General features: G+C 68.5%; 25 protein-coding genes. 12 read left to right on the top strand and 13 right to left on the bottom strand.

The features are described from left to right. Positions 1-134: 134 nt before the first annotated feature. Positions 135-1,274 carry an LLM class flavin-dependent oxidoreductase gene (locus LGM56_RS04405; RefSeq protein ID WP_039350902.1) on the bottom strand — a complete coding sequence of 380 codons (1,140 nt, stop codon included), beginning with the start codon at positions 1,272-1,274 and terminating at the stop codon, positions 135-137. Positions 1,275-1,532: 258 nt separating this feature from the next. Here LGM56_RS04405 and LGM56_RS04400 point away from each other — a divergent pair, with 258 nt between their 5' ends. Continuing rightward, positions 1,533-1,883 carry a VOC family protein gene (locus LGM56_RS04400; RefSeq protein ID WP_226203043.1) on the top strand — a complete coding sequence of 117 codons (351 nt, stop codon included), beginning with the start codon at positions 1,533-1,535 and terminating at the stop codon, positions 1,881-1,883. Between the two features lie 51 nt (positions 1,884-1,934). Here LGM56_RS04400 and LGM56_RS04395 read toward each other — a convergent pair whose 3' ends face one another. Continuing rightward, the gene (locus tag LGM56_RS04395; RefSeq protein ID WP_089496816.1) at positions 1,935-2,795 is read right to left on the bottom strand and encodes a LysR family transcriptional regulator; all 861 of its coding nucleotides are present in this window, start codon (positions 2,793-2,795) and stop codon (positions 1,935-1,937) included. A 157-nt stretch (positions 2,796-2,952) separates the two neighbouring features. Between LGM56_RS04395 and LGM56_RS04390 the strand changes: the two genes are divergently transcribed. Then, the gene (locus LGM56_RS04390; RefSeq protein WP_226203041.1) at positions 2,953-4,341 is read left to right on the top strand and encodes a DHA2 family efflux MFS transporter permease subunit; all 1,389 of its coding nucleotides are present in this window, start codon (positions 2,953-2,955) and stop codon (positions 4,339-4,341) included. A 9-nt stretch (positions 4,342-4,350) separates the two neighbouring features. Here LGM56_RS04390 and LGM56_RS04385 read toward each other — a convergent pair whose 3' ends face one another. Further along, on the bottom strand, positions 4,351-4,731 hold the full coding sequence (locus LGM56_RS04385) for a DUF4377 domain-containing protein (RefSeq protein WP_226203039.1): 381 nt from the start codon (positions 4,729-4,731) through the stop codon (positions 4,351-4,353). Positions 4,732-4,821: 90 nt separating this feature from the next. Here LGM56_RS04385 and LGM56_RS04380 point away from each other — a divergent pair, with 90 nt between their 5' ends. Next, positions 4,822-4,935, top strand: a complete 114-nt coding sequence (locus LGM56_RS04380; protein WP_226203037.1) for an SDR family oxidoreductase — start codon at positions 4,822-4,824, stop codon at positions 4,933-4,935. A gap of 94 nt (positions 4,936-5,029) precedes the next feature. Next, on the top strand, positions 5,030-6,223 hold the full coding sequence (locus tag LGM56_RS04375; RefSeq protein WP_226203035.1) for a tyrosine-type recombinase/integrase: 1,194 nt from the start codon (positions 5,030-5,032) through the stop codon (positions 6,221-6,223). Between the two features lie 38 nt (positions 6,224-6,261). Here the strand turns inward: LGM56_RS04375 and LGM56_RS04370 are convergent, their stop codons facing one another. The 3 genes from LGM56_RS04370 to LGM56_RS04360 all read right to left on the bottom strand — a co-directional run bounded on the left by LGM56_RS04370 (position 6,262) and on the right by LGM56_RS04360 (position 9,097). Next, a complete protein-coding gene (locus tag LGM56_RS04370; protein ID WP_041493558.1) occupies positions 6,262-6,480 on the bottom strand; it encodes a YXWGXW repeat-containing protein in 219 nt (72 codons plus the stop codon). 62 nt (positions 6,481-6,542) lie between these two features. After that, positions 6,543-7,700, bottom strand: coding sequence for a DUF1501 domain-containing protein (locus LGM56_RS04365; protein WP_413226747.1), 1,158 nt, complete (start codon positions 7,698-7,700; stop codon positions 6,543-6,545). Positions 7,701-7,702: 2 nt separating this feature from the next. After that, complete coding sequence (locus LGM56_RS04360; protein WP_226203031.1) at positions 7,703-9,097, bottom strand: DUF1800 domain-containing protein; 1,395 nt, start codon at positions 9,095-9,097, stop codon at positions 7,703-7,705. A 386-nt stretch (positions 9,098-9,483) separates the two neighbouring features. Here LGM56_RS04360 and LGM56_RS04355 point away from each other — a divergent pair, with 386 nt between their 5' ends. Next, a complete protein-coding gene (locus LGM56_RS04355) occupies positions 9,484-10,341 on the top strand; it encodes an alpha/beta hydrolase (protein WP_226203029.1) in 858 nt (285 codons plus the stop codon). 151 nt (positions 10,342-10,492) lie between these two features. On the opposite strand, the gene LGM56_RS04350 is transcribed toward LGM56_RS04355, so the two are convergent. The 4 genes from LGM56_RS04350 to LGM56_RS04335 all read right to left on the bottom strand — a co-directional run bounded on the left by LGM56_RS04350 (position 10,493) and on the right by LGM56_RS04335 (position 12,711). Beyond that, entirely contained in the window at positions 10,493-10,996 is a 504-nt protein-coding gene (locus tag LGM56_RS04350; RefSeq protein WP_226203027.1) for a periplasmic heavy metal sensor, read from the bottom strand. Continuing rightward, positions 10,993-11,409: a hypothetical protein gene (locus LGM56_RS04345; protein WP_226203025.1), complete on the bottom strand. Its 417-nt coding sequence runs from the start codon at positions 11,407-11,409 to the stop codon at positions 10,993-10,995. The genes LGM56_RS04350 and LGM56_RS04345 overlap by 4 nt, the downstream gene beginning before the upstream one ends. Then, positions 11,406-12,170, bottom strand: coding sequence for an RNA polymerase sigma factor (locus LGM56_RS04340; protein ID WP_226203023.1), 765 nt, complete (start codon positions 12,168-12,170; stop codon positions 11,406-11,408). The genes LGM56_RS04345 and LGM56_RS04340 overlap by 4 nt, the downstream gene beginning before the upstream one ends. A gap of 241 nt (positions 12,171-12,411) precedes the next feature. After that, positions 12,412-12,711 carry a YXWGXW repeat-containing protein gene (locus LGM56_RS04335; protein WP_226203022.1) on the bottom strand — a complete coding sequence of 100 codons (300 nt, stop codon included), beginning with the start codon at positions 12,709-12,711 and terminating at the stop codon, positions 12,412-12,414. A gap of 324 nt (positions 12,712-13,035) precedes the next feature. Here LGM56_RS04335 and LGM56_RS04330 point away from each other — a divergent pair, with 324 nt between their 5' ends. From LGM56_RS04330 to yddG, 3 genes are all read left to right on the top strand, one after another. Next, positions 13,036-14,721 (top strand): purple acid phosphatase family protein, encoded by a 1,686-nt coding sequence (locus LGM56_RS04330; protein WP_089442329.1) that lies wholly within the window; start codon positions 13,036-13,038, stop codon positions 14,719-14,721. Positions 14,722-14,818: 97 nt separating this feature from the next. After that, positions 14,819-15,106, top strand: coding sequence for a hypothetical protein (locus tag LGM56_RS04325; RefSeq protein ID WP_226203021.1), 288 nt, complete (start codon positions 14,819-14,821; stop codon positions 15,104-15,106). Positions 15,107-15,316: 210 nt separating this feature from the next. Beyond that, positions 15,317-16,261 carry an aromatic amino acid DMT transporter YddG gene (gene yddG / locus LGM56_RS04320; RefSeq protein WP_226203020.1) on the top strand — a complete coding sequence of 315 codons (945 nt, stop codon included), beginning with the start codon at positions 15,317-15,319 and terminating at the stop codon, positions 16,259-16,261. Positions 16,262-16,334: 73 nt separating this feature from the next. Here the strand turns inward: yddG and LGM56_RS04315 are convergent, their stop codons facing one another. Both LGM56_RS04315 and LGM56_RS04310 read right to left on the bottom strand, forming a co-directional pair. Further along, the gene (locus LGM56_RS04315) at positions 16,335-16,964 is read right to left on the bottom strand and encodes a LysE family translocator (RefSeq protein WP_226203249.1); all 630 of its coding nucleotides are present in this window, start codon (positions 16,962-16,964) and stop codon (positions 16,335-16,337) included. Positions 16,965-17,087: 123 nt separating this feature from the next. Continuing rightward, positions 17,088-17,984: a LysR family transcriptional regulator gene (locus LGM56_RS04310; RefSeq protein WP_226203019.1), complete on the bottom strand. Its 897-nt coding sequence runs from the start codon at positions 17,982-17,984 to the stop codon at positions 17,088-17,090. 319 nt (positions 17,985-18,303) lie between these two features. On the opposite strand from LGM56_RS04310, the gene LGM56_RS04305 reads away from it, so the two are divergent. Beyond that, positions 18,304-19,152, top strand: coding sequence for a sulfite exporter TauE/SafE family protein (locus LGM56_RS04305; RefSeq protein ID WP_226203018.1), 849 nt, complete (start codon positions 18,304-18,306; stop codon positions 19,150-19,152). Between the two features lie 368 nt (positions 19,153-19,520). Here the strand turns inward: LGM56_RS04305 and LGM56_RS04300 are convergent, their stop codons facing one another. After that, positions 19,521-20,477, bottom strand: coding sequence for a LysR substrate-binding domain-containing protein (locus LGM56_RS04300; protein ID WP_226203247.1), 957 nt, complete (start codon positions 20,475-20,477; stop codon positions 19,521-19,523). A 61-nt stretch (positions 20,478-20,538) separates the two neighbouring features. Between LGM56_RS04300 and LGM56_RS04295 the strand changes: the two genes are divergently transcribed. The 3 genes from LGM56_RS04295 to LGM56_RS04285 all read left to right on the top strand — a co-directional run bounded on the left by LGM56_RS04295 (position 20,539) and on the right by LGM56_RS04285 (position 22,779). Continuing rightward, a complete protein-coding gene (locus tag LGM56_RS04295; RefSeq protein ID WP_413226751.1) occupies positions 20,539-21,897 on the top strand; it encodes a D-serine ammonia-lyase in 1,359 nt (452 codons plus the stop codon). Between the two features lie 53 nt (positions 21,898-21,950). Continuing rightward, positions 21,951-22,205 (top strand): hypothetical protein, encoded by a 255-nt coding sequence (locus LGM56_RS04290; protein ID WP_027791787.1) that lies wholly within the window; start codon positions 21,951-21,953, stop codon positions 22,203-22,205. Between the two features lie 274 nt (positions 22,206-22,479). Next, a complete protein-coding gene (locus LGM56_RS04285; RefSeq protein ID WP_089432805.1) occupies positions 22,480-22,779 on the top strand; it encodes a DUF4148 domain-containing protein in 300 nt (99 codons plus the stop codon). The last annotated feature ends 83 nt before the right edge of the window (positions 22,780-22,862 follow it).

Here is a 22,862-nt window from a genome sequence, read left to right as displayed (position 1 = left end):
CGCGGCGCGTGCCCCGCTCTCGTTCAAAGTTGTTCGGCGCGGCCTGGCCGCGGGCGATGCTCGCCACCACCGATGGTCGGCTTCGCGCGAGCGCGCCGCATCGTCCGACCGGACGACGGGCGCGGCCCGGTGCATCACGCGCAGGCGCGTTCCTTCTCCTTGTTGAAGAACGGGATCACGTGCTCGCCGATGTTGCGGATCGTCTCCATCTGCGCGTCGTGCGGCACCGTGCCCATCTGGCACAGGAACAGCACTTCGTCGACGCCGGCTTCCTGCAGACGGCCGACATAGCCGATGCAGTCGTCCACCGTGCCGTATGCGTGGTTCGGGTTCATCATCGCGAGCGCCGGGTCGGCGAAGTTCACGACGACCTCCTCCGACGCGAAGCGCGAGCGGATCACCATCTCGCCGGTATCGGCCTGCACGAGGTCGTCGCCCCACTTCGCCGGGTCCGGACGCTCGCCGCCCGTGTACCAGTACGCGAGCGATTCCATGAAGTAGCGCTGGCCGCGGATGCCGATCTTGCGGGCGGCCTGGCCGTCGGCCATCACGACCGTCGGGCACAGCGCCGCGAGGTGCTGGGTCGGGCGGAAGCCGACCTGGTCTTCCGGCTTGCGGTTCGCCCACGCTTCGCGGTACACGGCGTTCTTCTTCGCGACTTCGTCGGGGCCGCCGAAGCCGAGCACCAGCGCGCCCATCCCGCGCTGGCCGGCGCGCAGCAGCGCGTCGGTGTTGGTACACGCGAGGTACATCGGCGGATGCGGATCCTGGAACGGCTTCGGGTGGATCGGACGCTTCGGAATCTTGATGTACTTGCCGTCGTGCTCGATCTCGTCCTGCACGAACATCTTCGGCACGAGGTACATCGATTCGTCGATCATCGGCTGCAGTTCGTTGAGGTCATAGCCGAACGCGCCGGCTTCCTGCTGGCTGCCGCCCTTGCCGACGCCGAAGTGCACGCGGCCGCCGGACAGGATGTCGAGCAGCGCGACGCGCTCCGCGACCTTGATCGGGTGGTTCATCGCCGGCGGCAGGCACACGACGCCGTGGCCGAGGCCGATGCGCGTCGTGCGGCCGGCCAGGTACGCAAGGAAGGTTTCCGGCGCGCTCATGTGCGCATAGTTGGTCAGCGACGTGTGCTCGACGCACCAGATCGTGTCGAAGCCGACCTGCTCGGCGAGCAGCGCCTGTTCGACCGTCTCCTTGAATACCCGGTGGTCGCCCTCGCGCGATGCGTCGGTGGTCTGGGCTTCGTAGATGAGGGAAAACTTCATTGCGTGCGTCTCCATGGTTGTTGGACGAGTCGGGTCGTGCAGCCCGCCCGCACGATACGGACGAAGCGCGACGGTCCACGAATGGGAGTGTCGGCGCGCGCACGGGCGCGGGCATCGTCTGTTCGGAGTACCGGCGCGCCCGCGAGGACAGAGGGGTTTCACCGTCATCCGATCGGACTGCGTGAGCGCGCGGACGGCGCGCTAGCATCGAACGGCGGGCGCGTAGCGCGCGCCGACCAACGACAAGGGAGAGAGGGAATGAAGGTATCGATGCTGCTGTATCCGGTCGACGACATCGACACGGCGCTGCCGCTGTTCGTCGACGGACTGGGCCTGACCGTGAAGTTTCGCGACGGCGACCGTTATTGCGCGCTCGACGGCGGCCCGCTGACGATCGCGCTGGTCGCGGGCGACGAGCAGATCGTCGAGCGCGCGGCGCTTACGCTGCGCGTCGACGAGGGCGACGACCTGTATGCGGCGATGGCGCGGGTCGTGAAGGCCGGCGCGTCGGTGCGCGTGCCCGTGCAGGCCGGGCCGCACGAATACCGCGCGGTGCTGGAGGACAAGAACGGCGCACTGCTCGTGATTTCGCAGAAACGGGCCACTTGACCGCACGCCGCACGGGCGCCGGAAACGGGCGCCTCGTGCGCGGCGAGTTGGCTAAGCGTGCGCGCCCGGCGTGCTCAGGTCGCTCGCTTCGAGCAATTCGAGCAGCGTGCGCGCCGGTTGGCTGAGCCGCTTCGCGGCCAGCGCGATGAATTCGATGTCGGGCAGCACCGGCAGCGCATCGCCGTTCACCAGCGGCGCGAGCCCGCGCGTCGACAGATAGTGCGACGTCGCGGTCAGCCCGAGCCCGGCGCGGGCGGCCGCGATGCAGCCCGGCTGGCTGCTGCTCGAACACACGACCTCCCAGCCGATCCCCTTCTCCGCGAGCGCGTTCAGGACGATCGCGCGCGTCACGCTCGGCTCGGCGACCAGCACGAGCGGCAGCGGCCGCTCCGGATCGACGACGGTGCCGGGCCGCGCGACCCATTCGAGCCGCGTGCGCAAGAGCGGCGTGCCGCGCCGTTCGCCGAGCCGCCGCTTGCCGATCATCAGGTCGAGCGCGCCCGCGTCCAGCCCTTCGCAGAGCCGGCTCGTCATGCCGGTGGTGATCTCCAGTGCGACGTCCGGGTGCGCGGCGCGAAACCCGGCGAGCACGTCCGGCAACGCGACGAGCGCGAGGTCGTCCGGCGCGCCGAGCCGCACCAGCCCCTGCAGCCTCGGCTTGCGGAACTGCGACTCCGCGCGGTTCAGCGCCTGCAGGATCACGTTTGCATGCACGAGCAGCGCCTCGCCGTCGGCCGTCATCGCGATCGAATGCGTGTCGCGCACGAACAGCCGCCGGCCGACGCTCTCCTCGAGACGACGGATGTGTTCGCTGACGCTCGACTGGTTGAGCCCGAGCTGCCGGCCGGCTTCGGTGAAGCTGCGGCAGTTCGTGACGGTCGCGAACGTGTTGAGCCAGACGGGATTGAGCATGGCGCATTGTCATCGGCATTACCGATGACAGTCAACGTCTTGAGGCCACTTCCCGATGACCATCGGAATCGGTACCATCGTGCGCTTGGAGACCGCAGGCGCCACGCAACCGCGTGAAGGCGCCCTCCGCGCCGGCCTTTGCACCACCGATTTCGCCATGTCCCGGGAACCCACACATTCCGCGCTGCTCTGGATCGTCGCCGCTGCATTCTTCATGCAGTCGCTCGACACGACAATCGTCAACACCGCCCTGCCTTCGATCGCGCAAAGCCTGCATGCGTCGCCGCTCGCGATGCAGCCCGTCGTGGTCGTCTATACGCTGACGATGGCGATGCTCACGCCGGCGTCCGGCTGGCTCGCCGACCGGTTCGGCACGCGCCGCGTGTTCTCGCTCGCGATTCTCGTGTTCGTGCTCGCCTCGATCGGCTGCGCGGCATCGCATACGCTCGGCCAGCTCGTCGCCGCGCGTGCGCTGCAGGGCATCGGCGGGTCGATGCTGCTGCCGATCGGCCGGCTCGCCGTGCTGCGCCGCGTGCCGGGCGAACAGTACGTCGCGGCGATCGCGTTCGTGTCGATCGCCGGCCAGCTCGGGCCGATCGTCGGGCCGACGCTCGGCGGCTGGCTCACGCAGGCGATTTCCTGGCACTGGGTGTTCATCGTCAACGTGCCGGTCGGCGTGGTCGGGTTCGTCGCCGTGCAGCGCTACCTGCCGCACGACCAGGCGCACCAGCCGCCGCCGTTCGACTTCGTCGGCTGTGCGCTGCTGTCGGTCGCGATGATCGCGCTGTCGCTCGCGATCGACCCGCCGATGCCCGCGCATCGCGCCGCATGGGCGGCCGGGCTCGCCGTGGTCGGGCTGGCGAGCGCGCTTGCGTACCTGCCGCACGCACGGCGCCGCGCGCAGCCGCTGTTCCGGCTCGGGTTGTTCCGTGAGCCCAACTTCGGCTCGGGCCTGCTCGGCAATTTGCTGTGCCGGATCGGCACGAGTTCCGTGCCGTTCATGCTGCCGCTGCTGATGCAGGTGCAGCTCGGCTATACGCCGCTGCAGTCGGGGCTGATGATGCTGCCGGCCGCGATCGCGGGCGTCATCGCGAAACGCTGGATCGCGCCGCTCGTGAAGCGGTTCGGCTACGCGGCATTTCTGGTCGTGAATACGGGGATCGTCGGATGTGCGATCGCGGGGTTCGCGCTGGTGTCGGCGCGGCCCGCGCCGCTGCTGGAAGGCGCGCTGCTGATCGTGTTCGGCACGGCGAACTCGATGCAGTTCGCGGCGATGAACGGCGTGACGTTGAAAGGGCTGTCGCATGCCGACGCCGGCAGCGGCAACAGCCTGTTCACGATGATGCAGATGCTGGCGATGGGGCTCGGCGTGTCGATCGGCGGCGGCCTCGTCAACCTGTTTGCCGCCTATTGGGGCTCGATGGCGCACGGGTTCATGCTGTCGTTCGCGTGCATGGGCGTGGTGACGCTGTTGTCGTCCGTCGTGTTCCGGCGGATCGATACGGCCGCGCCGCCGGCCAGCGCGGCCGCACGCCCGTCCGCGTGAGCGCGGCCGTCAGTTCGCCTGGCGGCGCTCGACGACGCGCTTGAGCACCCAGCGGATCGACGAACCGTCGGCCGGCGGCTGCGCGACGCGGTACTCGTCGATTTCGAGCGTGTACAGGTAGCCGGGCTGGTACGCGAAGCCTTCGATACCGGCGTACCACAGGCTCCACGGCTCGTTGGGGCTGTTGCGCACCTGCAGGCACTCCATCGGAGCGACGCCCGTGCAGCGCGCGGATTGCGGCGCGACGTACACGGTCTTGGTCACCGGTTTGCTGTCCGCCGGGCGCACCGCGTTCGGCTGCGTGGCGACCGCATCGGTCTGGCATCCGGCGAGGAGCGTGCTGCCGGCAATGACGGCCGCGCCGAGCAGCGTTCTGGATGGGCGAATCATCGGGTATTCCTCTGGAAGCGTTGAAGGGCCGATTAGAGGCCCCCACGACAAGAAAGTTCACAAATAGCTTACAGGAATCACACCCCCTTCATGCTCGGCGAGCCGCGCGACATCGCGGAATCGGTCACGTGGCTGTGCTCGCCCGCCGCGCGTTTCGTCACCGGTCAGGCGCTCGCTGGCGACGGCGAATTCACCGTGTGCTGATCGTGTACCATCGACGCTTCCCGATATGCCTGATCGCGCAGCGTTCGTCCGCCTTTTCACATGCGTGCGATCTGCACAGCGCACCTCGCCTCGCATGACCTCACCCGTTCCGTCCGACACCGCGCTGCGCCCGCTGCCGATCGATGCACTCACCGTGCCGGCCGCGCTCGACGGACGCACCGGCACCAACCGCTCGAGCAGCGCGCATCCGCAGATTGCCGCGACCAACGACCTCGACGCGGTGCGCGCGTGGCTCGCCCGCTTCGTCGATACGCCGACCACGTTCCAGAACTACCGCAAGGAAGCCGAACGCCTGCTGCTGTGGGCCGTGATCGCGTGCGGCAAGCCGCTGTCGTCGCTCACGCACGAGGATCTCGTCGTCTACCGGCAGTTCCTGCTCGCACCTGCGCCCGCCGAGCTGTGGTGTGCGAACGGCGGACGCAAGCATCCGCGCGACGATCCGCGCTGGCGGCCGTTCTACGGGCCGCTGTCGGCGGCCAGCCAGCGGCAGGCATTGGTGATCCTGAACGTGATGTTCTCGTGGCTCGTGCAGGCCGGCTATCTCGCCGGCAATCCGCTCGCGTTGTCGCGCCAACGGCAGCGCCGGCCCGCGCCGCGCGTCACGCGCCATCTCGGGCAGCCGCTGTGGCAGTCGGTCAAGGACGCGATCGCCGCGATGCCGCGCGACGACGCGCGGGCACGCTTCCATGCCGATCGCGCGCGCTGGCTGTTCACGCTGCTGTATCTCGGCGGGCTGCGCATCACCGAAGCGGCCGACACGACGATGGGCCAGTTCTTCTGCCGGCGCGACGCGGACGGGCGCGACCGCTGGTGGCTCGACGTGACGGGCAAAGGCGGCCGGCAGCGGCTCGTGCCGGCCACCGACGAGATGATGGCCGAGCTGTCGCGCTACCGGCGCGCGCATGGCCTGCCCGCGTTGCCGTCCGACGGCGAGGCCACGCCGCTCGTGCTGCCGGTCGGCCACGCGCGCAAGCCGCTCACGCGCGCGGCGCTGCACCGGATCGTGAAGCAGGTGTTCCGGCACGCGGCCGACCGGCTGCGTGCGAACGGCGAAGCCGGCGAGCAGCAGGCGCGCGTGCTCGAACAGGCGTCCGCGCACTGGCTGCGCCACAGCGCGGGTTCGCACATGGCCGACGGCCGCGTCGACCTGCGGCTCGTGCGCGACAACCTCGGCCACGTGTCGCTCACGACCACGAGCCAGTACCTGCACGCGGACGACGACTGGCGGCATCGCGAGACGGAGGAGAAGCACCGGATCGGGTGGTAGGCGGCATCCGCCCCGCCCGCCCGCCGCGTCACACTCGATCAGTACACGCCCACCCAGTGCCCGGGCACCCACGCCCAGTGATTGCCGGCCCACCGGTAATGCCCCTTCGCCCAGCGATAGCCCGGCGCAGGCATCGGAGGCGGCACCTCGACGACGGGCGCCGGCTGCGGCGGCCGCACGGGTTCGACCACGCACGCGGACATCAGCGCCGCACTGGCCGTCACCAGCATGGCGAGCGAAACGGATCGGATCTTGATCATCCTGGATTCTCCCTTTTGTGTCGTGAATGGATTCATTGCCGAAGCGGCAACGTCGCGCGTCACGCGGTTGCGCGAATCAGCCCGCTCATCGGCCGCGTCGCACCGCTTTCCGCAAACAGCGCGGACGCGGTACGGCGCGGATCGAGCCGCAGGCTGTCGGCGGCGGCGCCCGAGATCAGCGCGTCGAGCGACGCGGTCGGTTTCAGGTCGCGCCCTTCGTACAGGTCGCCCGGCCTCAACCCCGGCCAGTCGGCGATCACGCGGCCGCCCGCGACCGCGCCGCCCGCCAGCATCGCGACGGATGCCTGCCCGTGATCGGTGCCGCCCGTGCCGTTCGCGGCCGCCGTGCGGCCGAACTCGGTTGCAACCAGCACCGTGGTTTGCTGCCACGCGGGCCCGAGGCCGTCGCGCAACGCGGCGAGCATCGTGTCGAGCGCTTTCAGCTGATTCGCGAGCCGTGCGTTCTGCGCGCTGTGCGTGTCCCAGCCGCCCGTCTCGATCATCGCGATGCGCGGGCCGTCGTCGCGCGCGAGGAACGTCGCGGCGAGCTTGCCGACGCCCGCCGGATCCTGTCGCGCATGCGCATCGCCGGCGAGGCCGCGCGCGTCCATCGCCGACTGCCACAACGGGCCAAGCTGCGCATCGGCCTCGTAGAGCGCCGACACGCGTGCGAGCAGGTCGTCCGGTGCGGCCGGCAAACCGGACGGCGCGTACGACGCGGCCTGCACGGTGCCGCGCAACCCGAGCGGCACGGTCGGCGCGAACGCGATCGCACTTTCGCGCGTAGCCGGCAGCAGCGCGGCGAGCCGGTTCAGCCACCCGTCCTTCACCTGGTACGGCGCGCGGCCACCCGTCTCGAGCACGTTCTGCCCGTCGAAATGCGAGCGGTCGCGATACGGCGAGGCAATCGCATGAACGAACAGCGCCTGCCCGTCGCGGTACAACTGCGCGGTCTGCACGAGCGACGGATGCAGCGCGAACGTGCCGTCGAGCCGCGTCGCGGCCGACGTGTCGATCGCCAGCGCACCGCGCAGCGACGCATACGCGGGTTCGGCATACGGGACGACGATATTCAGGCCGTCGGCCGCGCCGCGCTGGATCACGAACACGAAGCGCCGATCGGTCTCGACGTTCGCGAACACGATCCGCGGTGCGACGAGGATCGCGCCTGCGCCGGCGGCGGCCACGCTCAGGAATTGTCGGCGGGACAGTGCCATGGTCATCTCCGTTGGAAATCGGGTGAGACGAGCAACAGCGCGAGCGACGTGGTCGCGCTTTCGGCGCGCGACAGCGCGGCCGCCGTCGGCGTGCTCAACGAACCGGCGAGCAGCGTGTTGCCGAGCGTGCGCGGATCGAGCCGGTCGCCCGTGCGCGCGGCCAGCCGCTGCGCGAGCTCGACACGACGCACGAGCGCGTCGGGCGCGGCCCAGCTCGCGGCCACATCGTCGTAACCGGCCGGCGAGCCGGGCCGCCACACCGGCTGGCCGAGCTGCGCGAGCAGCGGCGCGGCCTTCAGGTCGCCCGTGTCGCGCCAGCCGAGCCCGCGCAGCGACGACACGGCCCACTCCCACGGCGTCTTGAACTTGCGGTTGACCGGCGACCATGCATCCGTCGAATCGACGAGCGCGCGATAGACGCTCGGCAAATCGCCGCCGCTCGCGTCGAACGCACGCGCCAGCCGGTCGGTCAGCGCCGGCGGCGGATGGTCGGCGACGAAATGACGGGCCAGCTGGAACGCGATATGCCGGCCGGTCGCCTCCGAATGCGCGAGGTCGTGCAGGATCGCGCGCGCCTGCGCTTCGCCGGGCTGGTCGTAGCTGCGGCCCATCACGGTACGCACGCCGGGCTCGTGCAGTTTCGGGCGAAACACGAACGCGCCGGGCGCCGCATCGCCGGGCTGCGGGCCGCGCCCGCCGGCGATGCTCCAGCCGGTCAGCGCACGCGCGAATTCCGTCACGTCGGCCTGCGTGTATCCCGTGCGTACGCCGAGCGTATGCAGTTCCATGATTTCGCGCGCGAGATTCTCGTTGAGCCCGCGTTTGGCCGACGGATTGCGTGCCTCGGCACGCAGCGCGGCCGGGCTGTCGGGGCCGACCGAGCGCGCCTGGTCGAGGAAAAGCTGCATCGCCGGATGCTGTTCGACGGCGACCAGCATGTCCTCGAAACGGCCGAGCACGTGCGGGCGGATCGCGTCGCGTTCGAACGCGCCCGCGTAGGCCGCCACCGGCCCCTTGTCGACCGATACCGCGAAATGGTTCGCCCAGAAATGCACGAGGCGCTCGACGAACGGTGCGGGCGTATTCAGCGCACTATTCATCCGCGCAACGACGGCGCTGCGATACGTGTCGTTGCCGTCGCGCCGGATCGACTGCTCGGTTGCGCGCTTCGTCGCCGGATCGTTGGCCGTCATCGCATTGCGTGCGTTCGCGAAGCGTGTCGCGAGCGCGACCGCGTCGGGCTCGCCGGCCCACGCGGCCGGCCGCGCGTCGTAACGGTCGAACTGCGCGACGAGCGCCGCCTTCGGGTCCGCCGGCGGCGCTTCGTCGGCCCGCGCGCCGAGACCGAAACGGTTCAGCGCGATGGCGGCCGGTGTGATGTCGTTCGGGTGGTCCATGACAGGGCTCTCGCGATGCGTACCCGTGTTTAACGCTGGCCGGCGGGAAATCCGTCGCTGGGAAGACGAATATTTCCGGTGCGTCGCGCGGCTTTGAATGTGTGCGTGCTGCCGCTCGAATGCCCGTCGCGGATTCGGCTGACGCATGCAGCGAATCGGTGGGTCGCTCAGCGGCCGTATCGGGACCCCGCATCCCTGCGAAGGACGGGCCTGTTTCGACATTCGGTTGGCGGGCTTTCACTTGCCTGACCGGCCTCGATCTCACCGGAGGGCTCGCCGGCCGCCCCACCCGGATGCTTGCCGTTCCCGCAAAGCCGCCTAGACTCAATGGAAGGTATCGCCCCCGCGTCACGGCGTTTTGCCGTCCCGACCCAGCGACCACTACGATGCCCACTTTTTCCGTCAGCTTGCGTGCGCGGTTTCGTTGCGTCGGTGCGATGCGTGCGCGCTCGCGCTGGACCCGTGCATGGCTGCTTGCCGTCGCGCTGACGCTGCACGGCTATCCGGCCCATGCGCAGAATCCGCCCAAGGTCGTCGACATCCCGACGCGCCCCGGCGTGACTCAGCGGTTTCTCTTCATCGCGCCGGACGCGCCGAAGGCCGCGGCCATTCTCTATGCCGGCGGACATGGCGGGCTGCAACTGGAACCGTCCGGCCGGTTCGGATGGGGCGCAGGCAACTTTCTCGTCCGCACCCGGCAGATGTTCGTGAATGACGGTATCGCCGTCGCGGTCATCGATGCACCGAGCGACCGGCAATCCGCGCCCTACCTCAACGGCTTTCGGCTGTCGAAGGAACACGCCGACGACGCACGCGCCGTGATTGCGTGGTTGAAGGAGCAACTCCATGTACCGGTCTGGCTGGTCGGGACGAGCCGCGGCACCCAGTCCGCCGCCGCCATTGCGGTTGCGCTGGCCGGCGGCGGCGGGCCCGACGGTCTCGTACTGACGTCCACGATCCTCCGCGAAGAGCGAGGCGGGACCGCGGTCACGGACATGAACCTTGCCAGTCTCACGATTCCGGTTCTCATCGTTCACCACCAGAATGACGGGTGCAAACATTGTCCGGTGTCCGAAACGGATACGCTGCTGAAGAAGCTGGAGCAGTCGCCGAAGGCCGAGCTGATGATCGTGTCGGGCGGCACGTCCCGGGGCGATCCGTGCGAAGCCTTTGCCTATCACGGCTTCAATGGCCTGGAGAGCGGTGTGGTCGACGCGATCTCCGCGTGGATGCTGGCACGCTGAACGTGCGTGCCGCGTAGCGAAGTCGCGGTGGCCGCTTGCGATCCTTCGCCGAAGCCCGGCGTGAGAGCATTGCCGACCAACCTTTCGCGCGCGTACGCGTTGCGCATCCCTGAAAACGCACGCCGCCGCACGTTGCCCGTGCGGCGTTGGCTTACTTGCTCGCCGCGTCGCCCTGCTTCTTCTGCCACTTCGCCGGCAGCCGCCAGTTCCCGCTGCGCCGCAACCCGTCGACGAACTTCGCGCGCTCGTCCGGCGTCAGCGTCGCCGCGAAATCGACGACGCTGCGCTCGACCTGCGCACGCAGCGCCGTATCGGCCGCACGCGTGCGCTCGAGCGCCGCGTCGATCGCCGTGCGATCGAGTTGCGGCGCGGCGAGCAGATCCAGCACGGTGATCCGGTCGTCGCGCCCTTCCCGCGCGAAATCGCGGCCGTCCTTGCGCGCCGCCTTCAGCGCCGCAACGAATTCCTGCTGGCGCGCGTCCGGCAATTCGTCCGCGGCGAAACGCAATGCGGTGTGCGACGCCGGTGCGCCCGCGGCCCGCAGGTCGCGATGCGTCGAAAACCACTGATACGCACCGCCGCCGATCGCGCCGAGCATGAACACGTTCAGCACGACCGAGCCGACGAGGATGAATTTCCAGCCACGTTCAGTCATTCATCGCTCCAGTCGACGCTCGGCCCACCGAACGTCGTAGTCAGATAGCCCGGCTCATGCGCAGGCGGCACGCCGCCGAGCATCAGCATCGACACGGCCACCGCACCCGCGAGCGCGCCGGCCAGACCCACGCCCGCGAATGCCGCGCCCGACCACCACACGGCGCCCCGCCGCCGCGCGCGCCGCGGGGCGGGCGCCGTCGCGACGATGCGCTCGACGAGCGCCGGTGCGGGCGGTGCGACCGTATCGTTGGCGAGCCACGCATCGAGTTCGGCGGCATCGTCCAGCGCGGCCAATGCGTCGCCCGGATGCGCGCGCGCCCATGCCTCGGCGGCCGCGCGCTCGCCGTCCGGCCAGCGCCGCGCATCCGAGCCGTACGCGGCGACGATGGTACGAAATCGTTCGGGTGTCATCGGATGTCCTCGCTAGGTGAGTCGCCCGCCAGTTGCGCGCGCAAGTTTCGCCGCGCACGTGCAAGCAGGCTTTCCAGCGCGTCGACGGTAATGCCCATCAGGTTGGCCGCCTCCACGTTCGACATTTCCTGATAGTACTGGAGCACGAGCGCTTCGCGCTGCCGCGCCGGCAACGCCGCGAGCGCCTGCCGCACGCGCGCGTCGCGCGAGCGGATCTCCGCGCGCGTGGCCGGCTCCGGTTGCGGATCGGGCACGTCGGGCAACACGTCGACCGGTTCCTCGCGGCGGCCGCGCAAGCGGTCGTAGCACAGATTCAGCACGACGCGATGCAGCCACGTGTCGAACCGTGCCTCGCCCTCGCGCCAGCCCGGCGCCTGTTTCCAGATCCGCAAGAACGTCTCCTGTGCGACGTCCTCGGCTTCCGTGCGGTCGCCGAGCATGCGCGTCGCGAGTGCGAGCAGCCGCGGCAGCTTGCGCGCGACGAGCATGCGCACGGCCGACGCGTCACGCGCACCGACCCGTGCGACCAGGGACGCGTCCGGATCGCCGTCGCTCAACGCGGGGCGCTCCAGCGCATCGCGTGTCTGTGCCGCGGCGCGATCGTTGATGCGCCCGCCGGCAGACTGAAGCTCATCGTCGTGCTCTCCTTGCATGCGCCGCGCCATTACCCGGCCCCGCCCCAGTGGCGGTTCGGGATTGCCGCGCGCATCGCGCACGGCCTCGGCAAGGTCCGTTTCATCGGCATCCGTTTCAGGCTGCATGGCGATCGGGTCGATCGGGCGCCGGCCGCCCGTTTGCGCGCGCGGCGGCCGGCGTGCTCAATATACGACGACCGGCGCGGGCCGGTAATAGGCCGGACGCGCCGGCACCACGACACAGCCGGCCAGCACGACAACTGCGGCCGCGAGTATCACTACGGTTCGAACAGGCATGGCTGCGCCTCATGACGTTACGGGAAGGCGCCACCGCGCCGGCACCGCGTGCCGTGCGGCGGCATGCACATCAGGCCCAGTGACCCGGCACCCAGCGCCAGGCCGGGCCGCGCGCAGCCCAGTGGCCCGGCACCCAGTGATAGCCGACGCGCACCACTTGCCAGTGGCCCGGAATCCACACGTAGCGGCCCTGCCGCCAGTGCCAGTGGCCCTGGTCCCACACGTAGCCCGCGCGCGGCGCCGGCATCACTTCGACGCGAGGCGCCGGCGGCGCGTAAGGCGCGACGATGACAGCCTGCGCGAAGGCGGCCGACGCAGCCAGCGCGACCACGCATGCCGCTGCGAACCGCAATGGAATGGAAAGCTTCATGCAAGACTCCGAAGTAGCGGGTATCGACCGGAAGCGGCCGTTCATGCGTTAAACGGCGCGGGCGAACGGAATCCGTCGCGGAGTCTGCAAATAAATTTCGGTCGAACTTGGCGCGCGTCGGTGCTGGCCGGATGCCGCGATCCCCGAGTTCGTGGCCTGAGCCCACGCTTACGCGGGGTTGCCCTGCTGTCACAACCCGGCAAAACTGCCCTTCGACAATGTCTCGCACCGGGATCCCGCTCGTTTCCGGCTCACGCACTGGCCGCGCTCGCGCACGGCCAGGCGGTTCCACCTCTCGCGTCTCCACCCACGAAAACACCGACCATGTCGAACCAGGACAACTCCCCGATCCAGCCGAACGAGCCGGCCGCGTCCGTGTCGCGTCGCGGCTTCCTGAAACTCGCCGGCGTATCCGGCCTCGCCACCGCCGCCGGTGGCCTCGCGGCAGCCAGGGCCGCCGCGTCGAACCCGGACGGCACGCCCGAACAGGTGCACCTCACGTGGGGCAACGACCCGACGTCGGAAGTCGTGATCTCGTGGGCCTCGCTCGCGTCGGCCGTCAATCCGCGTGCGCGCATCGTCGCCGACGGCGAGCCGGCGCGCACCGTGCACGGCGTCCAGCGCGTGTACACCGACGGCCTGAACGGCGAGACGGTATTCGCGTACCACGCACGCGTGCACGGGCTCAAGCCGAATACGCGCTACCGCTACGAGATCACGGCCGACAACGACAGCAACGCCGCGCAACCGTTCTCCGCGCATTTCTCGACCGCGCCGCGCGGCCGCGCACCGTTCCGCTTCACGAGCTACGGCGATCTCGCGACGCCGAACGGCGCGTGGGTGCTGTCCTCGCCGCAGAGCCGCTTCGCGGTGCAGGCCGTCGAGCAATTCCAGCCGCTGTTCCACCTGCTGAACGGCGACCTCTGCTACGCGAACCTGAACCCCGCGCACCAGCCCGAGGTGTGGCGCGATTTCGGCAACAACAACCAGACGTCGGCCGCGAATCGTCCGTGGATGCCGTGCCCGGGCAATCACGAGATCGAGTTCAACAACGGCCCGCAGGGGCTCGACTCGTATCTCGCGCGCTATACGCTGCCGGAGAACGGCACGCGCTTCCCGGGCCGCTGGTACAGCTTCCGCGTGAGCTCGGTGCTGTTCGTCTCGCTCGATGCGGACGATGTCGTGTACCAGGACGCCGCCGCGTTCGTCGGCGGCCCCGCGCCGCTCGTGCCGGCCGCGAGCACTGGCCACCCGCCGATCGAACCGGGCACGTCGTTCTACGTGCGCGGCTACAGCAACGGCGAGCAGACACGCTGGCTCGAACACACGCTGCGTCATGCGGCGCATGACGACGACATCGACTGGATCGTCGTGCAGATGCACCAGGACGCGCTCAGTTCGTCGAAGACGGGCAACGGTTCCGACAAGGGCATTCGCGAAGCATGGCTGCCGCTGTTCGATCGCTACGGCGTCGACCTCGTGCTGTGCGGCCACGATCACGACTACGAGCGCAGCTACCCGGTGCGCGGCTGCAATCACCGCGCGGGTGTCGATGCGACGACCGGCGAAGTCGTCGAGACGCTGCAGCCGCGCCCGGTCGGCTCGAACGACCCGGACCGCACGACGTTCGACACGAGCCACGGCACGATCCACCTGATCCTCGGTGGCGGCGGCACCAGCGCGCCGCTCGACGTGTACGGCGAGAACCCGGCCACCGGCTTTGCGCGGGCGAAGGTGTTCACGAAGCCGAACCGGCCGGTGCCGGGCACGGCGCCGAATACGTTCGTGCGCGCGCCGGCCGATGCGCTCGAGGATGCGATCTGGTCCGCGCGCCGCGATACGGGCACCGGTTACGGGATTGCCGTGTTCGACCACGACCCGGGCAAGCCGGGCGGGCACACGACGATCACGATGCGCTACTACCACGCGCCGGGCGCCGACCAGCACCCGACCGCCGATTACGAACTGTTCGAGACGATCGAGCTGAGCAAGAAGCGGCGCGAGCGGTGATCGGGCGCGCGCCCGTTGCGACGGGCGCCTGATGCGGTGCGGTCAGGGCGTGTTGCGGCTTGGCACGCGCTAGACTGCCCGCCTCGCCCACCGGCCCGTGAAGTTGAGTTTCGAATACCGCATCCACACGACGCCACCGGCCGACGCATTCGACGCCATCGCGAATGCGTTGATGCCAGCGCATCACGACGTCGACATCGATTCCGACCAACGACAACGTGAAGTCCGCGGCGACGCCGGCGGCTGGCCGCTGATCGCCCTGTCGACCGACGAAGACGGCTTCTTCCTGGTCACGACGCGCGGGCCGACACGGGACGCGATACTCGGCTCGATCGGCCGCGCGTTGTCGGCAATCGGCGCGGCCTGGCGCATCGACGACGCGTGACCGGTTGCCGCGTGACGCCCATGCTCCCGGATGATCGGCCTCAAGCGCCGGGCGGATCACCACCGACGCCGCTGCTCGATCTCCGTCTCCCCGTTAAACTACGCGTTTCCGCCGGCAATGGCCGTCCCGCATGCCGAATGCGCGCGTGGCGCATGCAGGCGGAGCCGAATCATCCGAATTTGCATTGGCATGTTGAAACAGGCAGGAAGCATGAAGCGCAAGAACAAGGCCACGCTCGCCGGGCTCGGCGCGGTGTTGTTGTGGGCCTCCGTGGTCGCCCTCGTTCGTGGCGTGAGCGAAAGCCTCGGCGCGACCGGCGGCGCCGCGATGATCTATACGGTCGCATCCGCGCTGCTGCTGTTGACGATCGGCTTCCCCGATCTCAGCAAATTCCCGAAAAAGTATCTGCTCTGGGGCGGGCTGCTGTTCGTCGCGTACGAGCTGTGCCTGGCGCTGTCGATCGGTTATGCCAGCAACGGCCAGCAGGCGATCGAAGTCGCGATGGTCAACTATCTGTGGCCGAGCTTCACGCTGGTCGCGGCGATCGTGTTCAACAAGCAGCGCGCCAACCTGCTGGTCGTGCCCGGCGTCCTGCTGTCGATGCTCGGGATCTGCCGGGTGCTCGGCGGCAACCGGGGACTCGACCCGGCCGGCATGCTGCACAACGTCGCGGACAATCCGCTGAGCTACGGCCTCGCGTTTTTCGGCGCGCTGATCTGGGCCGGCTATTGCACGGTGACGGCGCGCCTCGCCGACGGCAAGAACGGCGTCACGCCGTTCTTCATGCTGGTGGCGCTGGCGCTCTGGATCAAGTTCGCGATCGAAGGCGGCGGCGGCATGACGTTCAGCCTGCATGCGGTCATCTATGTCGTGCTGGCGGCATCGGCGCTGGGGTTCGGCTATGCGGCCTGGAACACCGGCATCATGCACGGCAACGTGACCGTCATCGTCGGCGCGTCGTACTTCACGCCGGTGCTCGCCGCCCTGCTCGCCGCGACGCTGCTGCATGCGCCGCTGTCGATCGAATTCTGGCAAGGTGCATCGATGGTATGCGGCGGGTCGATCCTGTGCTGGCTCGCGACGCGCAGCCGGCGTCGTGAACAAGCCGTGCCCGTCCGGGTCGGCAACGAAGCGCAGGGCAACTGCCAGGGTTGACGATGCCGGACGCTTGCGTTGCGATGCCGCTTGAAAGCCCTCCGGTGGCCCTGCATACCGCCAACCATTCGGGCTAGCGCGACGCCAGTGCGATACGCACGGCCAGCCCGGCCAGCACCGTACCCATCAGCCAGCGCTGGACCGACGCCCAGACCGGCCGCCCCGCCAGAAAGCCCGCGATGCCGCCTGCCATGCAGGCAATCAGTGCATTCACGCTGACACTCACGGCGATCTGCACGCAGCCGAGCGCCAGTGATTGCGCGAGCACGCTGCCGTGCCCCGGCGAAATGAACTGCGGCAGAAGCGACAGATACATCACCGCGATCTTCGGATTCGCGAGGTTCGTGACGAAGCCCATCGTGAACAGCCTGGCCCGGCTGTCGTGCGGCAACTGCCTGACCTGGAATGCCGAGCGACCGCCCGGCTTCAACGCCTGCCAAGCCAGGTACGCCAGATAAAGCGCACCGGCGAAACGCAGCGCGTCGTACGCATACGGCACGGCCATCACCAGCGCGGTGATGCCGAGCGCCGCGCACACCATGTAGAACACGAACCCCAGCGCGACGCCGCCGAGCGACACCAGCCCGGCACGGCGGCCCTGGCAGATCGAGCGCGACACCAGGTAGATCATGTTCGGCCCGGGCGTCAGCACCATGCCGAGCGACACGAGTCCGAAAGCAAGCAAGGTGGGCAAGGCCGGCACGGCAATCTCCTTCGGGACGAAGCGGTCAGGGGCGAGTTCGAACACTGTATTGCATCTCGACTGTCATCGGCTTGAATAAACTTCAAGTCGCCCATGAGCGCGGTTCATCGCTGAAGCCGCTCGTTACCTGGCCTTTCTCGCGCGCGTGTCGACCGCCTTCGCCGCCTTCGCGCGTTGCGCGTCGACGAGCCGCACGAACTCGTCTGCGATCGCGTTGCCGGCCGTATTCCACGACAACCGCACCGAGCGATGCAGCCTCGGCGACAACTCCAGTACGCGGCCGCCGAACGGCGTGTACGTGAGCGTGATGCGCGGCACGATCGACACGCCCATGCCGGCCTCGGCCATCGACAGAATGGTGCGCATCTCGACCACGTTGAACGCGGCCCGTAGCGACACCCCGCCGCGCGCGAAGTAATCCGCGATCACCGGCCCGCAGCCTGCCTTCGAGAAGATGAACGGCGCCTTGGACAACTGCTTGGCCGACACGCGCTTGCGGCCGGCGAACATGCCGTCGGCCGCCACCGCGACAAAATTCTCGTCGAGCAGCGGCAGATTGTGTGCGAACGTCTTCGTGCCGGCCACCACGCCGATATCGGCCGTACCGTCGTCGATCCACCCTTCGACCTCGCTGTCCGTGCCTTCGAGCAGCACCGCCGACACGCCCTGGTGCATGTCCTTCAACGCCTCGAGCGCGGGCACGACGAACGCCAGCGACACGCTCGGCAACGACGCGACCACCAGCTTCCCTTCGAGCTTGCCGCGCGACAGGCTGAACTGCTGGCGCAGCTGCTGCGCTTCCCGCACCACGTTCTGCACGTACGGCCACAGGCGTTCGCCCGCCGCCGTCAGGACGACCGGCTGCCGGTCGCGCCACAGCAGCTTGACCTCCGTGAGGTCTTCCAGCTCGGTCAATGCATGACTGATCGCGGACTGACTGCGGCTCAACCGGTCGGCCGCAGCCGTGAGCGAGCCGAGTTCGACCACGGCCGCCAGTGCCTGCAACTGGGCCAGTGTCATCGACGCCTCCTTGTTCGAAGTTATGAATCTGGCACATGAAATGACAAACCGTCATGAATTATATTGAACCGCGAAAATGATCACGTCGACGCGCCCCATGACGCGCCACGGCCAGTGCCGACTGCCCTTCGCAATGCTCGGGTAAGATGCACCGTCGAACCGCCTGTCGATTGCCTGCGGCCCCGGCCGCACAACGGCGCGGCGCCAGGCGATCGCTCCGGTTCAAGCCAATCCAGAACACCTGCGTGCCAGACACACGCGACCGCCGCGGGCGCCATCGACAGCGCTCGCTGCCGGATATGCCGCGACATGCCATTCCATGATGCATTTCAATCTGACTGAAGGGGTGCTGGTCTCCAGCCTGCAAGGGCTCAGCGCGTTCGAGCTGGCCGGCATCGCCATCGCGCTATTGCTGGGCGGCATGGCCAAGGGGATCACGGGCATCGGCGTGCCGCTGATCGCGATGCCGATACTCAGCCAGTTCCTGCCGATCCGGCATGCGGTGCTGCTGTTGTCGATGCCGATCATCCTCGGCAACATCCCGCAGGCGCTGGAAGGCGGCCAGTTGCTGGCGACGGCACGCAAGATCGCCGCGCCGATCGCGGGCACCGTCATCGGCAATATCGTCGGCGTGGCGATCCTGCTGTCGCTCAATCCGGGTCATGCGCAGGCGGCGTCCGGCGCGCTGTTGATCGTGGCCGCGGCGCTGATGCTCGCCGCGCCGAAGCTCAACCTGCCGGAAGCATGGCGGAAGCCCGTCGGTTTCGCGCTCGGCTGCGGTGCGGCGCTGATGGAGAGCATCGCGTCGGTTCCCGGCCCGCTGCTCGCCACCTACCTGATTTCGTCCGGCGCGACCGGGCGCGTCTTCACGAAGCAGATCGCGATCATCCTTGTGGTGTCGATCGTCACGCTGATCACGACGTTCAGCGGCGCCGCGCATGCAAGCGGCGCCGACCTCGCGATCTCGGCGGCGGCGAGCCTGCCGGCGATTGCCGGCATGTGGCTCGTTCGCCCGCTGCGGGACAAGATGTCGCCGAAGCGCTTCCGGATGGTCGTGCTGCTGTTCGTGCTCGTCGCGGCATCGCAGATGATCTGGAAATCGGGCGTGTTCCGGCATGGTGGCTCGCACGTTACGCAGATGAACCACGCGCACACGGGCAAGAACTGACAGATGGCGCAAAGCCATCGATCGCGCATGCGTTCTGAAAGCTGCGAAGCGTAGTATTCGCGGACCCGGCGTATCGCCCCGCCCGACGGGCCGAACGATACGTCACCGACTTGGCTGCTCGCTCGCGGATGCCCGCATCGGCGCTGCCACGCTTTCAAAGGCATGACATGGAAACCTACGTATTGCTCGGCTGCGGACTCGGCCTTGGCCTGTTGATCGCCGTCTGGGGCATCTGGCAACTCAAGTAACGCGTGGCCGCCCGTCCACGCGCAAGCCATCCGTATGGAGACGGACGGGAAAATGGAGTTTGCGTTTGTAGTCGTCACCCAACTCCTTCGCACTCCGATTCAGCCATCCGACAGCGTCGGCTACCCGCGTCCGCTTCCGTTCGAAAGCAGATGTGAACGCGCGGCGTCGAAGTGCGTGCATTCGGCCTTGAGCCAATTCGAAAACGCCTCGGTACGCGGATCGTCGGGATGGCGTGACAACAGCACGTAGCGCGCCGGCGCACGCACGTGCCGGCCAAAGACATCCACGAGCCGCCCGCTCGCGATCTCGTCATGCACGAGCGCGCCGCGCCCCATCGCGACACCTTGATGGTTCAGCGCGGCCGTGATCGCCAGGCTGGAGAAGTTGAACTGCGGGCCGTCAAGATGCGCCGTCCACGCCGGACGGACTTCGTCGAGCCACGTGCGCCACTCCACGAACTCGGGCGCGCCGCCCCACGGCGCAGCGTCGTGCAGCAGGACGACGCCATCCAGCGATTCGCCGCGGGCAAAAGCCGGATGCTGCGCCAGATATGCCGGCGTGGCGACCGGAAACAGGATTTCGTCGAGGATGGCCTCGGCATGCAGCCGATCGTATTGCACCGGGTCGTAGCGCACCGCGACATCGATGTCGTCGGTCTCCATGGCCTGGCGATCCAGCACCTGAAACTCGGCCTTCACGCGCACCGGCACGTTCGGCTGTTGCCGGTGAAATTCGGACAGGCGCGGCATCAGCCACTGCAGCGCGAGCGACGGCAGGCAGCTGACCTGTAGCGGGGCATCCGGCATGCCGAGCGCCTGAAGCGTGCGGTTGATGTCGACGAACGCGCTCGACATCGTCCCGAGCAGGATTGCACCCTTCTCGGTCAGCTTCAGTCCGCGCGCCTGGCGCACGAACAGCGGATAGCCGAGCCGGTCCTCGAGGTTCCGGATCTGCTGGCTCACGGCGCTTTGCGTCAGGTTGAACGCCTGGGCCGTCTTCGTGAAGCTCAGCAACCGGCCGGCGGTTTCAAAGCAGAGCAACGCACCCAGGATCGAACCGTCGAGTCGCATAGATATCAGTCAGGCTAATGGATTCATTAGAAATCGGCGCTTTCGCGCAGGCGTCCAGGATCGTAGCATTCCGGCCATACCTGTCGCACAAGACCGATCCATGACCCTCACGCTCCAGCCCGCCGATCTATTAGCTCAACTGCAATCCCGTCACCCGCTGCTGTGGCTGAATCCCCATGCCGGCAGCCCGTTGCCGCACGACGCGCCGGGGCTCGGCGCCATTGCGATGGCCGAAGCGCGGCTGGCGCGCTGCGAACCGCTGATGGCCGCGCTGTTTCCCGAACTCGCGGCAAGCGCGGGAAAAATCGAATCGCCGCTGATGCCGGCAGACGACCTGCCGCGCAGGCTGGCGCTCCCGGCAGACACACACGGCGCCTGGTTCATCAAGCGTGACGACGCGTTGCCGATCGCCGGTTCGATCAAGGCGCGCGGCGGCTTTCATGAAGTGCTCGCGCTCGCGGAGTCGATCGCGATCGAACACGGGTTGCTCGATCTCGCGGGCGACCGGCGGATCCTCGCATCGGCCGCCGCACGCGAACGGTTTGCCGCGCACACCGTCATCGTCGGCAGCACCGGCAATCTCGGCCTGAGCATCGGCGTGATGGCCGCCGCGCTGGGGTTCGAATCGGTCGTGCACATGTCGACCGACGCGAAGCCGTGGAAGAAGGCGCGCCTGAGAAAGCGCGGCGTTCGCGTGATCGAACATGACGGCGACTATGCGCAGGCCGTCGCGGCCGGACGCGCACAGGCACGCGATCAGCCGCGCAGCCACTTCGTCGACGACGAAGGCTCGCTGATGCTGTTCCTCGGCTACGCGGCCAGCGCCCGGCATCTCGCCGCGCAGCTCGCCGACGCGGGCCGCCGCGTGGACGCGACGCATCCGCTCTTCGTCCATATCCCGTGCGGAGTCGGCGGCGCACCGGGCGGCATCGCTTATGGCCTCAAGGCGCTGTTCGGCGAGCACGTGCATTGCTTCTTTGCCGAACCCGTCGCGTCGCCGTGCATGCTGGTCCAGCTGGCCGCCGGCCCCGGCAAGCCCGTGTCCGTCTACGACGTGGGGCTCGACAACCGGACCGAAGCCGACGGCCTGGCCGTCGCACAGGCATCGCACCTCGTCAGCCCGCTGATGGCGTCGCTGCTGTCCGGCGTGTTCACAGTCAGCGACGCGCAGCTCTACGCGCAGTTGCTCGCGGTTCAGCGCGCGACGGGCGTGGAACTCGAACCGTCGGCCGCTGCCGCCGTCAGTGGCCCCGGCTGGCTGACGGCGTCCCCGGCCGGCCGCGACTACGTGCGTCGCCACGCGATCGATCTGCGCCGGTCGACGCATGTCATCTGGGCGACCGGCGGCTCGCTCGTGCCGCCGGAAGAGCACCGACGCTTCCAGTCGCATGCGAAAGCGCTCGCCGGCGCCGCAGCCAACCCGTGACGCAGCGGGGCAAGCGTTCAGCCCCGCTCGCGAAGACGCGTTAGACTGTCCCGATGGAACAATGCCGTTATTGCCAGAGAATCCGCGATGAATGGGATTGCCACGGTGACGAATGCCGCCGGGCAATCGCCAAGGCGCTGCGCCGGCAGCGCGCGGGCCTGCCCATGGTGCCCGATCGCATCCGCAACGAACTGCCGTCCGGCGCGCCGACCCAGCAGGTGATCGCCGTGCTGTCGCGCCAGCGCCTGCGCGCGCGCCGCGGCAACGAGGAACGCCGGGAACGCAAGGAAATCGACGACGACGTCTGATCGATCCGGCAGCGTCGCAGTTCGCCCCCCTCTCCGCCCTCGCCTTCGCCGCCGCGCGCCCGTCCGCGCGTGCGCGCGCATCCGCCGCCCTTTCCCTTGCAAATCCGACAACATCGATTAGGGACGGAAGGCATTTATCTCGAAATTATTGCCCCGGCTGCAACGATCTTTCGCCAAAACTCACGTTTACCCTAGGTCAACCGGCGCCTACGATGTAATCAACCGCTTACGACATGGTGTCGAACGCGGAAAGCCAAAAACATCGGAGGTCATCATGAAATCGCTCGTTTCCGCAGTCGTTGCCGCTGCCGCCCTGTCCGCCTCGTTCGGCGCCTTCGCCCAAAGCACCGTGACCCGCGCTCAAGTGCGCAATGAACTCGTCCAGCTCGAAAGCGCCGGCTACAAGCCGAGCCAGTCGAGCCCGTATTACCCGGCCGACATCCAGGCCGCGCAAGCCCGCGTGCAAGGTGCCGACAACAGCGGCTACGGTGCGCAACCGGCCGCGACCGTCCAGGGTGGCGCACCGGCCGTCAAGGCGCAAAACCCGCGCGACTCGGTCTACTTCGGCCACTAAGCAAGCCTGCCGCTGCGCGCGTTCGCGCGCAGTCCGAACCCGCCACGAGCCCGTCTTGCGACGGGCTCGTGGCGGGTGCAACG

The organism is Burkholderia sp. AU38729 (assembly GCF_020419725.1).
Lineage (GTDB): Bacteria > Pseudomonadota > Gammaproteobacteria > Burkholderiales > Burkholderiaceae > Burkholderia.
This window is presented reverse-complemented; position numbering and strand designations above follow the sequence as displayed.

Coding starts and splice junctions, on each gene's coding strand:
- yddG (WP_226203020.1), top strand. CDS start 15,317: ATGAAGCGCAAGAACAAGGCCACGCTCGCCGGGCTCGGCGCGGTGTTG.
- LGM56_RS04380 (WP_226203037.1), top strand. CDS start 4,822: ATGCTCGGCGAGCCGCGCGACATCGCGGAATCGGTCACGTGGCTGTGC.
- LGM56_RS04340 (WP_226203023.1), bottom strand. CDS start 12,170: ATGCAGCCTGAAACGGATGCCGATGAAACGGACCTTGCCGAGGCCGTG.
- LGM56_RS04350 (WP_226203027.1), bottom strand. CDS start 10,996: ATGACTGAACGTGGCTGGAAATTCATCCTCGTCGGCTCGGTCGTGCTG.
- LGM56_RS04360 (WP_226203031.1), bottom strand. CDS start 9,097: ATGGACCACCCGAACGACATCACACCGGCCGCCATCGCGCTGAACCGT.
- LGM56_RS04385 (WP_226203039.1), bottom strand. CDS start 4,731: ATGATTCGCCCATCCAGAACGCTGCTCGGCGCGGCCGTCATTGCCGGC.
- LGM56_RS04390 (WP_226203041.1), top strand. CDS start 2,953: ATGTCCCGGGAACCCACACATTCCGCGCTGCTCTGGATCGTCGCCGCT.
- LGM56_RS04305 (WP_226203018.1), top strand. CDS start 18,304: ATGATGCATTTCAATCTGACTGAAGGGGTGCTGGTCTCCAGCCTGCAA.
- LGM56_RS04400 (WP_226203043.1), top strand. CDS start 1,533: ATGAAGGTATCGATGCTGCTGTATCCGGTCGACGACATCGACACGGCG.
- LGM56_RS04310 (WP_226203019.1), bottom strand. CDS start 17,984: ATGACACTGGCCCAGTTGCAGGCACTGGCGGCCGTGGTCGAACTCGGC.
- LGM56_RS04345 (WP_226203025.1), bottom strand. CDS start 11,409: ATGACACCCGAACGATTTCGTACCATCGTCGCCGCGTACGGCTCGGAT.
- LGM56_RS04355 (WP_226203029.1), top strand. CDS start 9,484: ATGCCCACTTTTTCCGTCAGCTTGCGTGCGCGGTTTCGTTGCGTCGGT.
- LGM56_RS04405 (WP_039350902.1), bottom strand. CDS start 1,274: ATGAAGTTTTCCCTCATCTACGAAGCCCAGACCACCGACGCATCGCGC.
- LGM56_RS04330 (WP_089442329.1), top strand. CDS start 13,036: ATGTCGAACCAGGACAACTCCCCGATCCAGCCGAACGAGCCGGCCGCG.
- LGM56_RS04335 (WP_226203022.1), bottom strand. CDS start 12,711: ATGAAGCTTTCCATTCCATTGCGGTTCGCAGCGGCATGCGTGGTCGCG.
- LGM56_RS04375 (WP_226203035.1), top strand. CDS start 5,030: ATGACCTCACCCGTTCCGTCCGACACCGCGCTGCGCCCGCTGCCGATC.
- LGM56_RS04395 (WP_089496816.1), bottom strand. CDS start 2,795: ATGCTCAATCCCGTCTGGCTCAACACGTTCGCGACCGTCACGAACTGC.
- LGM56_RS04285 (WP_089432805.1), top strand. CDS start 22,480: ATGAAATCGCTCGTTTCCGCAGTCGTTGCCGCTGCCGCCCTGTCCGCC.
- LGM56_RS04290 (WP_027791787.1), top strand. CDS start 21,951: ATGGAACAATGCCGTTATTGCCAGAGAATCCGCGATGAATGGGATTGC.
- LGM56_RS04365 (WP_413226747.1), bottom strand. CDS start 7,700: ATGGCACTGTCCCGCCGACAATTCCTGAGCGTGGCCGCCGCCGGCGCA.